The organism is Blattabacterium cuenoti (genome assembly GCF_014252395.1).
In the GTDB taxonomy this organism is placed as follows: Bacteria; Bacteroidota; Bacteroidia; order Flavobacteriales; family Blattabacteriaceae; genus Blattabacterium; species Blattabacterium cuenoti_AA.
This window is the reverse complement of record NZ_CP059219.1, coordinates 611,088-626,430: the sequence shown is the minus strand read 5'-3', so window position 1 is coordinate 626,430 and position 15,343 is coordinate 611,088. Positions and strand designations below refer to the sequence as shown.

Sequence of the window (15,343 nt, the reverse complement as noted above, 5' to 3'; positions counted from 1 at the left end):
AAAATTTAAAATTTAAAAATTGAATTAAAATTTTTTATCTTTCAAACATAAATAAATTCAATATCTATTATATTATCCAATCTACAAAACATAAATAAAAATAAAATTATTGAAAATAACTTATACTAAAACTGACGTTCAGATATAAAAGGATTTTGTCTATGTATAAAATATATTATAAAATTTTTACGAAAATATCAATAAAATTTTTTCAAATTCAAGGAATTTATGATTTTGCTCATAATTTAGATTGGAAAAAATGGGGGTCCATAACTCTTATTATTATTATAAAAATGTTTCTTTTTACAATAATGTTAATAATTTTAGAATTTATTTTCAATAAAGGAGTTCGTTTTATAGCAAAAAGAATAGTAAGTTCTACTCATTTTATTTGGGATGATATATTATATGAAAATAAAGTTTTTGATAGTTTAGCTCATTTTTTTCCATTATCTATTGGATTTATTTTAATTGAGCCATTTTTTAAAAATTATAAATCTATAATTATTTATTTAGAAAAAATATTTGATATATTATTTGTTTTAATAGTATTACAATTTTTAATTAGAGTAGTAAACTCTATTATGAGAATAGCTACTAGTGAAAACAATCATCAAACAATAGCTGTTCGTTCTTTTTCTCAATTATTAAAAATAATATCTATTATATTTTGTGTTTTAGTTATTATTGCTATCCTTACAAAAAATGATTTGATTACAGTTTTAACTAGTCTAGGAGCTATAACAGCTGTTGTTATGTTAGTATTTAAAAATACTATTCTTGGATTTGTTTCTGGAGTACAAATGGCTTCTACAAAAATGATTAAAGTAGGGGATTGGATTGGAATACATAAATATAATATAGAAGGAAAAGTTATAGAAATCAATTTAACTTCAGCAAAAATAGAAAATTTTGATAAAACTATAACTAGTGTACCTACTTATGATTTAATTTCTACAGCTGTAACTAATTTCGAAGTTATGAGACAAAAGAATATACGTAGAATAAAAAGATCTATATTATTTAATATACAATCTTTTCATTTTTGTAATTCAGATAAATTGATCAAATTTAAGCATGTTTATTTGATAAAAAATTATATTCAAAAAAAACAAAAAGAAATAGATATTTTTAATAAAGAAAAAAATATTGATATTAGTATAAATCTAAATGGTAGAAGACTAACTAATATAGGTCTTTTTCGTCAATATGCATTAGAATATTTATACCAACATCCTAGAATATCACAATCAGAGACTTTAATGGTTAGACATTTAGAAACTACTCCTTACGGATTACCTGTAGAATTATATTGTTTTACAAATACTTCTGAATCCATAAAATATGAACAAATACAAGCTAGCGTTTTTGATCATTTATTAACAGCAGCTAAAGAATTTAATTTAGAAGTAACACAAGTTACTAAAAAAGATTTTTTTTAAAAATGACAAAATTAAGTGTTAATTTAAATAAAATAGCAACATTAAGGAATGCAAGAGGTGGTAAAATACCAAATCTTATGCAAACAGCTATAGATGTAAAAAAATTTGGATGTCATAGTATAACTGTACATCCACGCCCTGATGCTAGACATATAACATATCAAGATGTTTATAATTTGAGTTCTATAAGAACAATTCAATTAAATATTGAAGGATTTCCAAGTGATAATTTTATGAAATTAGTATTAGACGTAAATCCTTATCAGGTAACTTTAGTTCCTGATTCAGAAAATGTTATAACTTCTAATAAAGGATGGAATACAATTGTATATTTAAATTTTTTAACTAAAAAAATTAAAAAATTAAAAGATCATGGAATTAGAACTTCTATTTTTTTAGATCCTAATCCAAAATTAGTTTCATATGCAGCAAAAACAGGAACAGATAGAATAGAATTATATACTGGTAATTTTTCTATAGGATATAATAACAATGAATTGGATTGTATAATACCTTATATTGAAACTGCAAAAAAAGCTATTAATCATCATTTACTTATTAATGCTGGACATGATCTAAATTTAGATAATATTTATTTTTTAATCAAAAATATACCTAGTATAGTAGAAGTATCAATAGGACATGCTTTGATTAGTGAAGCTATATATATGGGATTAGAAAATACTATTCAATGTTATTTAAAAAAAATTCAATATGGTACTGCATTCTAATATTTTTGGAGAAAAAAAACAATCTATTTTAATTTTTCATGGATTATTTGGTAATGGAGAAAATTGGATAACTTTTGCAAAAAAAATTTCTGATAATTATAAAATACATTTATTAGATCTTAGAAATCATGGAAAAAGTATTTTTTCTGAAAAAATGGATTATGATATTATATCAAAAGACATATTAGATTACATAAATTATCATAAATTATATGATCCTATATTATTAGGACATTCTATGGGTGGAAGAGCCATTATGTATTTTTCTATTAAATATCCTCTAATTCCTAAAAAAATTATAATTGTAGATATTAGTCCTAAAGCTTATATAGATATAGATCAAAAAAATATCATTCATATTTTAAAAAAAGTAGATTTTAATATTATTAAAACAAGAAAATCACTTGATCTTTTTCTGAAAAAAAAAATTTCTGATATAAAAATTAGATCCTTTTTTTTAAAATGTACTCATAGAAAAAAAAACGGAAAATTATATTTTAATTTTTTTTTACTTGGAATAGAAAAAAATTATGAATTTTTAATTCGTAAAGAAATAAAAAATGGTTTATTTAATGGACCTACACTTTTCTTACGTGGAGAATATTCTAATTATATAATTGATAAGGATTTTAATTCTATAAAAAAATTATTTCCAAATGCAAAAATTGTAACTATAAAAAAAGCAAATCATTGGATACATATAGATAATCCCATAGACTTTTATAAAGAAATATGTATTTTTCTAAATTAAATATAAATATATGGTTTTCGATCTTGAAATGATTCAAAATTTTTATTCTAATTTTAGATTAAAAATAGAAAGAGTTAAAAATATAATAGATCATCCGATGACTTATTCGGAAAAAATTTTATATTCTCATTTATTAAGTATAGATAGTTTAAAAAAAGATTTAAATAGTAATAGTTATTATATAAATCTTTTACCTGATCGCATCGCTATGCAAGATGCCACAGCTCAAATGACTTTACTTCAGTTTATGCAAACTGAAAAATCTAAAACATCTATTCCAACTACTATTCATTGTGATCATCTTATTAATGCTAAAGAAGGATCCGATATAGATTTAAAAAATGCTATAAAAGAAAATAAAGAAATTTATAATTTTTTAAAATCAGCATCTTTTAAATATGGAATAGGATTTTGGAGGCCTGGATCAGGAATTATTCATCAAGTAATTTTAGAAAATTATGCATTTCCTGGAGGAATTATTATAGGTACTGATTCTCATACTCCTAATGCTGGAGGATTAGGAATGTTAGCTGTAGGAATAGGAGGATGTGATGCAGCTGAGGTAATGTCTGGTTCTTCATTAGAATTAAAATTACCAAAAATAATTGGAATTTATTTAAAAGGAAAAATGAATGGTTGGGTTTCTCCAAAAGATTTGATATTAAAATTATCTGGAATGATTGGAGTCACGGGTGCTAAAAATTATATTATTGAATATTTTGGAGAAGGAACAGATAATATTTCTTGTGTTGGAAAAGCTACTATATGTAATATGGGAGCTGAAATAGGTGCTACAGGTTCTGTATTTCCTTATGATATTCAAATGAAAAATTATTTAGATATAAATGGAAGAGAAGAAGTATCTATAATGGCTGAAAAAATAAAAAATATTTTAAAAGCGGATACAGAAGTGTATAAAAATCCATATAAATATTATGATAAAGTAATAGAAATCAATTTAAATACTTTAGAACCATATATCAATGGACCTTTTACACCGGATAAAGCTACACCTATTTCTAAAATGAAAGAAGAAGCTATAAAAAATAATTGGCCAATTAAAATAGAAGTAGGATTAATTGGATCATGTACTAATTCTTCTTATGAAGATTTATCTAAAGCAATATCTATTATTAAACAAGCAAAAAAAAAGAAATTAAAAATATCTTCTGAATATTTAGTAACACCAGGATCTAAAAAAGTATTTTATCTTATAAAAAAAAGAGGATTTTTATCTGATTTTAAAGATATAGGAGCTAAAATTTTTTCTAATGCATGTGGTCCTTGTATTGGACAATGGGTTAGAATGATAAAAAATGAAAAAAAAAATACAATTATTCATTCTTTTAATAGAAATTTTTCATCTCGTAATGATGGTAATCCAAAAACTCATGCTTTTATTGCCTCTCCGGAAATTGTTACTGCTTTGGTATTTTCCGGTAATTTAACTTTTGACCCTAGAAAAGATGTATTAAAAAATAAAAAAGGAGAATACGTTAAATTTGAAGAACCAAAAATAATAAAAAATATACAAAAAATAAAAAATTTTAGTTCAGAAGAATTAGGATATGAAATTCCTAAAAATAAAAAAAATTTATCCATAATAATAAATAAAGATTCAAAAAGATTACAAATCTTATCTCCATTTCCATCATGGAATGGTAAAAATATATGTAATGTAAGACTTTTAATTAAAACTAAAGGTAAATGTACTACAGATCATATTTCAATGGCTGGTCCATGGCTTAAATATAGAGGTAATCTTGAAAAGATTTCTGAAAATTTATTAATAGAAGGAATTAATGCTTTTAATAATAAAAAAAATAACATAAAAAATGTAATAAAAGGTAATTATGGAACAATTCCTGATACTGCTAAATTTTACAAATTTAAAAATATACCTACTTTAATTGTAGGAGAAGAAAATTATGGAGAAGGTTCTTCAAGAGAACATGCTGCTATGGAACCTCGTTTTTTAGGAGTTCGTATTGTTCTTGTTAAATCTTTTTCTAGAATACACGAAACTAATTTAAAAAAACAAGGTATTTTAGCTTTAACTTTTTTAAAATATTCTGATTATGAAAAAATTCAAGAGGATGATATATTACATTTTTATATAAAAAATTTTTTACCAGAAAAAAACATTGATATAGAGCTTATTCATAATAATGGATGTAAAGAAAAAATAGTAGTTCAACATTCTTATAATGAAAGACAAATACAATGGTTCAAAGCTGGTTCTTCTTTAAATTTTATTAAAAATAAATAAATAATAAATTTATTTTATGTATTATGAATTTTACACAAATTTTTATAATAAAAATTATAAAACTATATCAAATATTGATATCTCCATGGATAGGTTATAATTGTAGATATATACCTACTTGTTCTAATTATATGATTTTATCTATAAAAAAATGGAAAATATTTAAAGGTTTTTATATAGGTTTAAAAAGAATTATTGGATGTCATCCTTTAGGTAAATCAGGTTACGATCCTATTAAATAAAATTATTTATGAAAATATTAGAATATATTAATTGGGATCCAATTCATAAATTTTCTTTATGGAAAGGTTATTCTGTTCATATTTATAGTCTAATGTTTATCATTTCTTTTTTATTAGGATGGTATATTATGAAATTTATTTATCAAAAAGACAATGTAAATAAAAAATATTTAGATCCTTTATTAGGATATATTTTTTTTGGAACTCTTATAGGAGCAAGATTAGGTCAAATTTTATTTTATGATTTTTCATATTTTTTTGATCATTGGATAGAAGCATTATTTCCTATAAAAGAAAATAGAAATCATTTTTTATTAGGTTTTATTAAAGGTTATGAATTTATTGGTTATAGAGGTTTATCTAGTCATGGAGCTACTATAGGTATTATTATATCTACTATATTTTATAGTAAAAAAGTATTAAAAAAACAATCTTTCATTTGGTTATGTGATAGATTATGTATTGCAGTATCAATCGCTTCTGTTTTTATTAGAATAGGAAATTTTTTTAATTCTGAAATTGTAGGTAAACCATGTAATACAAAATGGCCTTGGGCAGTAAAATTTGTACAAATGGATTCAGAATATGGGGAATTAGTTCCCAGACATCCTACACAAATATATGAAGCTATTAGTTATTTACTTATATTTTTAATACTTTGTTTTTTTTATAAAAAAAGAATTAATGAAGGATTTTTATCTGGAATATTTTTTATTTTACTTTGGTCCACACGTTTTTTTCTAGAATTTATGAAAGAACCACAAGGTATAGAGTTTATAAATTTATTATATTTAAATACAGGACAATGTCTTAGTATACCTTTTATCATTTTTGGAATTTTACTTCTTAATTTATCAAGGATCAAAAAATATTTTTTTTCATAATGAAAAAAATGAATATTTATTTTTCTGTAATCATTATTACAATCATATCTTTTTTAATATTTTCCTCTGAAAGAATATATTATGATTCTGATTTTTTTTTAGATGTAGGAAATCAATTGGATATTAAATTTATAAAATATGGAGAATTATATATGAAAAATAAAAATTCCATTATAAAAAAAATAGATATAGAATTAGCTTATAAAACTACAGAAAAAATAAATGGGTTAAAATATAGATCTTCCTTAAAGGAGGATCAAGGAATGTTATTCATTTTAAATCAAAAAGAAGAATATAAAAAAATAAATATGGAAAATATGCGAATTCCTATAGATATTATTTATATAAATCAATTTAATACTGTTTGTTTTATAAACAAATCTGTTAGTCCTATGAGAAAAATAGATATTTTTAATTTTTCACATTCCACAATAATAAAATATGTTTTAGAAATTAACGCTGGAATGTCTGATAAATGGGGTATTAAAAATGGAGTTACAAATATTTTTATGGACTTTTAAATATTTGATATTATATTATTTCTTTTTATTTAACTTTAAATTTATTAAAAAATAAGTATTATGGTATTTATATCTGAAAAAGCCAAAACTAAGTTAGTTACTCTTATGAAAGAGGAAGGTCTTTCTCAGGATGTTTCTTTTGTTAGATTAGGAGTAAAGGATGGAGGATGTTCAGGAATGTCTTATCAACTTACTTTTGATGATAAAAAACAAAAAAAAGACAAACTTTTTAAACATGAAAAAATGAAAATATTAGTAGATGAAAATAGTTTTCCTTATTTGGAAGGAACAACATTAGAATATTCAGATGGATTAAATGGTAAAGGATTTTATTTTAATAATCCTAAAGCAAAACATACATGTGGGTGTGGAAAAAGTTTTTCATCATAAAAAAAATAATGGAAAAAAATAATAAAACATTAGAAAATTTTACTAATTCTGAATATAAATATGGATTTTATACTCCAATAGAATCTGATAAAATTTCAATTGGTTTAAATGAAAGTATTATTCATAAAATAACAGAAAAAAAAAATGAACCAAAATGGATGTTAGAATGGAGATTAGAATCTTATTCTATATGGAAGAAAATGAAACCACCTAAATGGGCTAATATAAAATATAAAATACCAAAATTTCAAGATATAAGTTATTATTCTGCACCTAAAAAAAAAATAGATTTAAATAACTTAAAAGAAGTTGATCCAGAATTAATAAATACATTTAAAAAATTAGGTGTTTCTATAGAAACAAAAAATACTTTAGGAGTAGCTACAGATATAGTATTAGATTCAATATCATTAACTACTACATTTCAAAAAAAATTAAAAGAAAAAGGTATAATATTTTGTTCTATTAACGAAGCTTTAAAAAAATATCCATTTTTTGTAAAAAAATATCTTGGATCAGTTGTTTCAAAAAAAGATAATTTTTATGCAGCTTTAAATTCAGCTGTTTTTTCAGATGGTTCTTTTTGTTATATTCCAAAAGGAATACGTTGTCCTATGGAATTATCAACATATTTTCGTATTAATGAAAGTGGTATAGGTCAATTTGAAAGAACTTTAATTATTGCAGATAAAAATTCTTATGTTAGTTATTTAGAAGGATGTACAGCACCACAAAGAAAAGAAAATCAATTACATGCAGCTGTTGTAGAAATTATTGCTTTAGAAAATTCTGAAATAAAATATTCTACTGTTCAAAATTGGTTTCCTGGAAATAAAAATGGAGAGGGTGGAGTTTTTAATTTTGTAACAAAACGTGGATTATGTGAAAAAAAAGCAAAAATATCTTGGATACAAGTAGAAACTGGTTCTTCTATTACGTGGAAATATCCATCTTGTATTTTAAAAGGAGATTTTTCAATTGGAGAGTTTTATTCTTTAGCTTTAACTAAAGATTTCCAACAAGCAGATACAGGTACAAAAATGATCCATATAGGAAAAAATACTAAAAGTGTTATTATATCAAAAGGAGTATCTACTGGAAAAGCTCAAAATAGTTATAGAGGTTTAGTAAAAATATTTTCTAAAGCTATTAATTCTCGTAATTTTTCTCAATGTGATTCTTTATTGATAGGTGATCAATGTGGAGCACACACCTTTCCATATATTCATGTATGCAATTCAACATCTAAAATAGAACATGAAGCTACTACTTCAAAAATAGGAAAAGATCAAATTTTTTATTGTAATCAAAGAGGAATAGATACAGATAAAGCTATTTCTTTAATAGTTAACGGTTTTAGTAATGAAGTATTAAAAAAATTACCTATGGAATTTGCGGTAGAAGCACAAAAACTTTTAGAAATTTCTTTAGAAGGATCCGTTGGATGACAGAAAAATTAAAATTTATGTTGAATATAAAAAATTTACATGTTTCTATAGGAAGTAAAAAAGTTCTTAAAGGAATTAATTTAAAAATTAATGAAGGTGAAACTCATGTTATTATGGGTCCTAATGGTTCTGGAAAAAGTACTCTTGCTTCTATAATAGCTGGTAAAAAAGAATACGATATTAATGAAGGTTGTATTTATTTTTTTGATAAAGATATAATAAATTTTTCACCTGAAAAACGTGCTCATTTAGGAATATTTCTTTCTTTTCAACATCCAATAGAAATACCAGGAATTTCCGTTATTAATTTTATTAAAACAGCTATAAATTTTATTCGTAAGAAAAAAAATATGAAAAAAATGTCAGCTAAAGAAATGCTTTCATCAATAAAGGAAAAATCCAGTTTATTAAATATTGAAAAAAACTTTCTTTATAGACATTTAAATGATGGATTCTCAGGAGGAGAAAAAAAAAAGAATGAAATATTTCAAATGATGATGTTAAATCCTTTATTGTCTATACTAGATGAAGTTGATTCTGGTTTAGATATAGATGCTTTACGTATAGTTTCTAAAGGAATTAATTCTTTTAAAAATAAAAAAAATTCTATATTAATTATTACTCATTATAAGAGATTATTAGATTATATTATTTCAGATTATACAATACATGTTTTGTATGATGGAAAAATCATTAAATCAGGAAACCATAAATTAGCTGAAAAGCTAGAAAAAGAAGGATATGATTGGATTAAAAAATAAAAATTATTCATAAAATTTAATGCAAATTCAATGCAATTAAAAGACGAAATAAATTTATTAATCTCAGAAAAAAAATTTTTTATAAAAGAAAAAAATTCTCATATTTTTTTATTACAACAAAAACATATTGATTTATTTTTAAAAAAAAAAGGATTTTCTTTTATTGAAAAAAAAAATAATTATAAAGATATTAATTACATCTTCTATCAAGATTACCATATTTTTTTTAATAAAAAAAAAGAAAATATAAAATATGAAGAGATAGAAAAATTAATTTTTATAAAAAATAAAAAATCTATTCTATTTATTTTTATAGATGGTGAATATAATTCTTATTTTTCTCATTTAAATGTAGATACAAAAAATATAATATTATCAAATATATCTTCACAAAAAGAAGATATCATTAAAATTTATTATGATAAATTATCATATAAGTATAATATATTTTATACTTTAAATACATTATTTTCAAGAGATAGTGTATATATTTATATACCTAATAATGTTATTGTGAATGTACCTATAGAAATATTACATATTTCTACAGGTATAGAATCAAATATAATGTTAAATACAAGAAATTTAATTATAGTAGGAGAAGGTTCTCATGTCAAGATCATTGAACATCATAAATCTTTAAAAAAACATTCATCTTTTATAAATACTGCAACTGAAATTTATGCTTTAAATAACAGTAAAATTGATTATTATAAGATTCAAGATGATTTATTTAAAACTTCTATGATAGATAATACTTTTTTAAAACAAAAAAAAAATAGTATATGTAATATGTATACTTTCTCTTTTAAAGGAGATAAAATTAAAAATAATTTAAATTTTTATTCTTGTGGAGAAAAAACTTATTCTTATTTATATGGAATTTCTCTTCTTTCAGGAAAACAATTTTTAGATAATCAAACTTTAATAAAACATTCATATTCAAATACATATAGTTATCAACTATATAAAAATATTTTATGTAGAAAATCTAAAGGTATTTTTAATGGAAAAATAATAATTAATAAATCTATAAAAAAAGTAAATGCTTTTCAAAAAAATAATAATATTGTTCTTTCTGATGAAGCATATATGTATACTAAACCACAGTTAGAAATTTATTCTAATAATGTAAAATGTTCACATGGATGTACTATAGGAAATATTCAAGAATCTGAATTATTTTATCTTCAATCAAGAGGAATACCTGAAAAAAATAGTAAAATATTATTATTGCTTTCTTTATTAGAAGAAATATTGAAATCTATTAATATTTTAAAATTGAAAAAATTTATCTATAAAAAAATAAAAGAAAAATTAGATAAATAATTATGTTTTCAAAAGAAAAAATACAAAAAATAAGGAATGAATTTCCAATTTTAAAAAAGAAAATATATTCTAATCCTTTAGTTTATATAGATAACGCAGCTACAACTCAAAAACCTTTACAAGTAATTAAAGCTTCTCAATATTATTATTCTAAAATAAATTCTAATATACATCGTGGAACATATTTTCTTAGTAAAGAAGCAACCATTTATGTAGAAAATGTAAGAAAAAAAATTCAAAAATTTATTCATGCAAAATATCCTTCAGAAATTATATTTACAAAAGGAACTACAGAATCTATTAATTTAGTATCTTCTAGTGTTAGATTTTTGATAAAAAAAGGAGATGAAATTATTATTTCTTACGTAGAGCATCATTCTAATATTGTTCCATGGCAAATTCTTTGTGAAAAAAAAAGAGCTATTTTAAAAATAATTCCTATTCAAAAAAATGGATTTTTAAAATTAAAAGATTTTGAATTATTAATTTCTGAAAAAACAAAAATAGTATCTGTTACTCATATATCTAATGTTTTGGGAATAGTTAATCCTATAAAATATATTATAGAAAAAGCTCATAAATATGGAGCTTTAGTTTTAATTGATGGAGCTCAAGTTCCATCTAATTTAGATTTAGATATGCAAGATTTAAATGCAGATTTTTATGCTTTTTCTGCACATAAAATGTATGGACCTACTGGAGTTGGAGTTTTATATGGAAAAAAAGAAATATTAAATCGTATTTATCCTTATCAATTTGGAGGTGAAATGATTAAAAATGTAAGTTTTAAAAAAACAACTTATTCTGATTTACCTTTTAAATTTGAAGCTGGAACTCCAAATATAGAAGGAATAGTAGTTTGGGGATCTGCTATAGATTTTGTTGAAAAAATAGGAATATCAAATATTCAATCTTATAAAAAAAAACTAGTAATGTATGCTATAAAATGTTTAAGTTCTATTGATGAAATTCAATTTTATGGAGAAATAGAAAATCCTTCTATAAGATCCGGAATTATTTCTTTTAATTTAAAAAAATTACATTGTTTTGATGTAGGAAGTGTTTTAGATCGTTTAGGAATTGCTGTTCGTACAGGACATTTATGTGCACAACCTTTAATGAACTTTTTTAAAGTTTCTGGAATGATTCGTGTTAGTTTTTCTGTGTATAATACTTTTAAAGAAATAGATTATTTATTAGAAGGAATTTTAAAAGCAAGAAAATTATTATTGAAGTATTAAAAAAATGAATTACGCTATTGTTAATATACAAGGAAAACAATTAAAACTTACTGAGAATAAGTATGTTTATGTTCCGCATATTTCTATTAATTTAAAAGAAAAAATTTTTTTAAATGAAGTTTTATTTTTTTATGAAGATGGATCTATTAAAATAGGAGATCCTTTTTTAAAGGATGTAAACGTTCAAGTAAAAATATTAGAACATATAAAAGGTAAAAAAATTATTATTTTTAAAAAAAAAAGAAGAAAAGGATATAAAGTTAAAAATGGATTTAGACCATTTTTAACAAAAATTCAAGTAATTTCAATAAAAATTAAAAATGGCTCATAAAAAAGGATCAGGAAGTTCTAGAAATGGAAGAGATTCCATAGGTAGAAGATTAGGAGTAAAAATATATGGGGATCAATATGTACATTCTGGAAATATTATAGTTCGTCAACGTGGAACTAAACATCATCCTGGAAGAAATGTAGGTATAGGAAAAGATCACACTTTATATGCTATAAAAAATGGATATGTACATTTTAGAAAAGTAAAAAAAAATAGATCAATTGTTTCTATTATTTCAATTTAAAAAATACAAAGACTGGGTAGTTCAAATAGGATAAGAACAACAGTTTCCTAAACTGTAAGTTGTGGGTTCGAATCCCTCCCCAGTTACATTATAAATGGTCCCAGCTGGATTTGAACCAGCGACTTCCTGATTATGAGTCAGGTGCTCTAACCAACTGAGCTATGGGACCTATAAATTGAGTATCAATATAATTTAATAAACTGTAAAAAAATAATGAATTTCATTAAAAATATTAAAAATATTAAAAATAAAAAAATATCTTCAATATTTTATACAGAAATAGCAGAAATTCTAAATGAGGAAACTAATAATATAAATATAAAACAAAAAAATAGAACAAAATTTTTAATTACTTTAATTAAAGTATCTATTAACACTAATATAAATATAATAAAAGTATATATAAATATATATCCTTTTTTTAAAAAAGATATTTTATATTTTATTCGTTCTAAATCTAATTTTTACAGAAAAAAACTTTTTAAAAGACTTAGATATCGTATTAATAAAATTCCAAAATTAGATTTTTGTGAAATAGTAAAAGACCAAATTTTAAAAAAATAATTTTTTTGAAAAATTCTTTCTACATAGCAAAACGTTATTTTTTATCTAAAAAAAAAACAAGTCTTGTTAATTTAATTGTTTTTTTATCTATTTTATCTTTTTCTGTTTCTACATTTTCTATGTCTACTATTTTATTTGTGTTTTCTGGATTAGAAAATTTGACTAAAAATTTTTATAATAGAGATTACCCTGATATTACTATTTCTTCTTTAAAGAAGAAAGATTTTTTTATAGATGAAAAGGTTATAAAAAAAATAAAACAAATAAAAGAAATAAAAGCTTTTTCTAAAAGTTTAGAAAAACCCGTTTGTTTATATTATAATAATAAGGAATATTTTTTTTATTTAAAAGGTATAGATAAAAAATATGAAAAAATAATGGGGAAATTTAAAAAAATAGAATTAAAAAAAAATAATAATAAAGATTATGATCATATCAATTTATATGTAGATAGTTTTTTTATAGAACCATATATTCCAATATTATTACAAATAAAAAATAATTATTCTTATAGAATACTTATTTTTTCTGAAAAAAAAAAAGGAAATATTTTTATTCCTTTTATTATTAAAAAAAAATTTTTTATAAAAGGTATTTTTTGGTTTAATAAAGAAATAGATAAAAAATATTTGTTTTGTGAATTATATGAAATTCAAAAAGCAATAAAAAAAAAGATAATCAATATATTAGAAATAAAAATTTTTGAAAAAAAAAATATTTATAATATAAAAAAAAGGTTGATGAATATATTTGGACCTAATTTTAATATTGTAACTTCTTTAGAAAAAGAAAAATATTTTTATAAAATAATTAATACAGAAAAAATATTTATTTATTTTTTATTTATTTTAATGACACTAATTACTGGATTTAATTTATTTAATTCTATTTTTGTTTTGCAATTGGATAAAAAAGAAGAATTCCATACATTTTGGTATATAGGATATCCTTTATATAAAATTAAGAGAATATCCTTTTGCATAGGATTATTAATTACTTTTATTGGATGGTTTATTGGTATGTTCTTTTCTATAGTAATATCTTTAATACAAAATTCATATAAAATATTTTATATAGATATGGAAACTCCTTTTCCTATAAAAATAACAATAGTAGATTTTTATATGACTACATTTTTTATTTTGATATTAGGAATAATTATATCTTTTTTTTCTTCTAAAAAAATGAATAGTATGATTTTATAAAAAATATGTTTTAAGAGGTTCTGAAGCTTCTACATTAAAAAATATTTCTTTAGCCTCTTTTTCAAAATCTTTAATATTAGGAAATCTATTTGAATAATGACCTAATAATAATTTTTTAACTTTAGCTTTTTTAGCTATACAAGCAGCTTGTTTTGCAGTAGAATGTCCTGTATTAATAGCTCTGTTTTCTTCTATTTTTAAAAATGTAGATTCGTGATATAATAAATCAACATATTTGATATGTTCTATTATAGGTAAATAAAAAGAGGTATCTGAGCAAAAAGCATAAGATAATATTTTTGGAGGATCAAATGTTAATTTGTAATTAGGTATTATTTTTCCATTATTTGTTTTGAAATCTTTTCCTAATTTTATGTTTTTTAAATCTTTAATTTTTATATCAGAAATTTTTTTAATTTCTTCCATGTTTAATTTTCTACTATTAGGTTTTTCTTTGAAAATAAATCCATTAGTATAAATTCTATGTTTTAATGGTATTGAAAAAATTTCTATTTTTTTATTATCCATTATTTTTTCTATTTTATTGGATGATAATTCAATGTGGTCTATATAATATTTAAGCTTAGTATAAGACCATTTAAAATGAACATCAATAATTTCTTTTAATCCTTTTGGAGCAAAAATACTTACTGATTTTTCTCTACCCAATAAATGAAATGTAGATAATAATCCTATTAATCCAAAAAAATGATCTCCATGTAAATGGGATATAAATATATGTATTATTTTGTTCAATTTTATTTTTGCTTTTCTTAATTGAACTTGAGTTCCTTCTCCACAATCAATAAGAAAATAAAAACCTTTCATTTCTAATATTTGAGCAGTAGGATAAAATTTATTTGTAGGTATAGAAGAATGACATCCCAAAATAGTTATTGAAGATTTTTTCATTATTAAAAATTTCTATTATTTATGAACTTTACAAATTTTTTAAAAAAGATTTTATTCTATGACTTATTTTATTTTTTT

At 21.7% G+C, this 15,343-nt stretch carries 17 protein-coding genes and 2 tRNA genes; 17 read left to right on the top strand and 2 right to left on the bottom strand.

The genetic code is table 11. The features are described 5' to 3' along the window. The first annotated feature begins 161 nt into the window (after positions 1 to 161). The 15 genes from H0H36_RS03080 (at position 162) to H0H36_RS03010 (ending at position 12,670) form a co-directional block, all read left to right on the top strand. On the top strand, positions 162 to 1,442 hold the full coding sequence (locus H0H36_RS03080) for a mechanosensitive ion channel family protein (RefSeq protein WP_185869615.1): 1,281 nt from the start codon (positions 162 to 164) through the stop codon (positions 1,440 to 1,442). A 2-nt stretch (positions 1,443 to 1,444) separates the two neighbouring features. Next, complete coding sequence (locus tag H0H36_RS03075) at positions 1,445 to 2,173, top strand: pyridoxine 5'-phosphate synthase (RefSeq protein ID WP_185869614.1); 729 nt, start codon at positions 1,445 to 1,447, stop codon at positions 2,171 to 2,173. Then, complete coding sequence (locus tag H0H36_RS03070; protein ID WP_185869613.1) at positions 2,157 to 2,924, top strand: alpha/beta fold hydrolase; 768 nt, start codon at positions 2,157 to 2,159, stop codon at positions 2,922 to 2,924. Before H0H36_RS03075 ends, H0H36_RS03070 begins: the two co-directional genes overlap by 17 nt. Before the next feature lie 10 nt (positions 2,925 to 2,934). Continuing rightward, complete coding sequence (locus H0H36_RS03065) at positions 2,935 to 5,193, top strand: aconitate hydratase (protein ID WP_185869612.1); 2,259 nt, start codon at positions 2,935 to 2,937, stop codon at positions 5,191 to 5,193. A gap of 23 nt (positions 5,194 to 5,216) precedes the next feature. Continuing rightward, complete coding sequence (gene yidD, locus H0H36_RS03060; RefSeq protein ID WP_185869611.1) at positions 5,217 to 5,435, top strand: membrane protein insertion efficiency factor YidD; 219 nt, start codon at positions 5,217 to 5,219, stop codon at positions 5,433 to 5,435. Positions 5,436 to 5,443: 8 nt separating this feature from the next. After that, positions 5,444 to 6,319 carry a prolipoprotein diacylglyceryl transferase gene (gene lgt, locus H0H36_RS03055; RefSeq protein WP_185869610.1) on the top strand — a complete coding sequence of 292 codons (876 nt, stop codon included), beginning with the start codon at positions 5,444 to 5,446 and terminating at the stop codon, positions 6,317 to 6,319. Continuing rightward, a complete protein-coding gene (locus tag H0H36_RS03050; RefSeq protein WP_185869609.1) occupies positions 6,319 to 6,840 on the top strand; it encodes a DUF192 domain-containing protein in 522 nt (173 codons plus the stop codon). Before lgt ends, H0H36_RS03050 begins: the two co-directional genes overlap by 1 nt. 60 nt (positions 6,841 to 6,900) lie before the next feature. Next, positions 6,901 to 7,230, top strand: a complete 330-nt coding sequence (locus tag H0H36_RS03045) for a HesB/IscA family protein (RefSeq protein ID WP_185869608.1) — start codon at positions 6,901 to 6,903, stop codon at positions 7,228 to 7,230. Positions 7,231 to 7,238: 8 nt separating this feature from the next. Continuing rightward, positions 7,239 to 8,678 (top strand): Fe-S cluster assembly protein SufB, encoded by a 1,440-nt coding sequence (gene sufB, locus H0H36_RS03040; RefSeq protein WP_185869607.1) that lies wholly within the window; start codon positions 7,239 to 7,241, stop codon positions 8,676 to 8,678. Positions 8,679 to 8,695: 17 nt separating this feature from the next. Further along, positions 8,696 to 9,439, top strand: a complete 744-nt coding sequence (sufC, locus tag H0H36_RS03035) for a Fe-S cluster assembly ATPase SufC (protein WP_185869606.1) — start codon at positions 8,696 to 8,698, stop codon at positions 9,437 to 9,439. Positions 9,440 to 9,469: 30 nt separating this feature from the next. Next, positions 9,470 to 10,768, top strand: coding sequence for a Fe-S cluster assembly protein SufD (sufD, locus tag H0H36_RS03030; protein ID WP_185869605.1), 1,299 nt, complete (start codon positions 9,470 to 9,472; stop codon positions 10,766 to 10,768). Between the two features lie 2 nt (positions 10,769 to 10,770). After that, the gene (locus H0H36_RS03025; protein ID WP_185869604.1) at positions 10,771 to 12,009 is read left to right on the top strand and encodes an aminotransferase class V-fold PLP-dependent enzyme; all 1,239 of its coding nucleotides are present in this window, start codon (positions 10,771 to 10,773) and stop codon (positions 12,007 to 12,009) included. Positions 12,010 to 12,013: 4 nt separating this feature from the next. Continuing rightward, positions 12,014 to 12,340: a 50S ribosomal protein L21 gene (gene rplU / locus H0H36_RS03020; RefSeq protein WP_185869603.1), complete on the top strand. Its 327-nt coding sequence runs from the start codon at positions 12,014 to 12,016 to the stop codon at positions 12,338 to 12,340. After that, on the top strand, positions 12,330 to 12,584 hold the full coding sequence (gene rpmA, locus H0H36_RS03015) for a 50S ribosomal protein L27 (protein ID WP_185869602.1): 255 nt from the start codon (positions 12,330 to 12,332) through the stop codon (positions 12,582 to 12,584). Before rplU ends, rpmA begins: the two co-directional genes overlap by 11 nt. A 10-nt stretch (positions 12,585 to 12,594) precedes the next feature. Further along, positions 12,595 to 12,670: transfer RNA gene (locus H0H36_RS03010), tRNA-Arg, on the top strand. Between the two features lie 9 nt (positions 12,671 to 12,679). On the opposite strand, the gene H0H36_RS03005 is transcribed toward H0H36_RS03010, so the two are convergent. Continuing rightward, a tRNA-Ile gene (locus H0H36_RS03005) sits at positions 12,680 to 12,753 on the bottom strand. Positions 12,754 to 12,797: 44 nt separating this feature from the next. Between H0H36_RS03005 and H0H36_RS03000 the strand changes: the two genes are divergently transcribed. Both H0H36_RS03000 and H0H36_RS02995 read left to right on the top strand, forming a co-directional pair. Beyond that, positions 12,798 to 13,148, top strand: coding sequence for a ribosome-binding factor A (locus tag H0H36_RS03000; RefSeq protein WP_185869601.1), 351 nt, complete (start codon positions 12,798 to 12,800; stop codon positions 13,146 to 13,148). Positions 13,149 to 13,153: 5 nt separating this feature from the next. After that, entirely contained in the window at positions 13,154 to 14,353 is a 1,200-nt protein-coding gene (locus H0H36_RS02995; RefSeq protein WP_185869600.1) for an ABC transporter permease, read from the top strand. Here H0H36_RS02995 and H0H36_RS02990 read toward each other — a convergent pair. Continuing rightward, the gene (locus H0H36_RS02990; RefSeq protein WP_185869599.1) at positions 14,348 to 15,265 is read right to left on the bottom strand and encodes a ribonuclease Z; all 918 of its coding nucleotides are present in this window, start codon (positions 15,263 to 15,265) and stop codon (positions 14,348 to 14,350) included. The two genes, H0H36_RS02995 and H0H36_RS02990, sit on opposite strands and share 6 nt — an antisense overlap. Positions 15,266 to 15,343 lie beyond the last annotated feature (78 nt).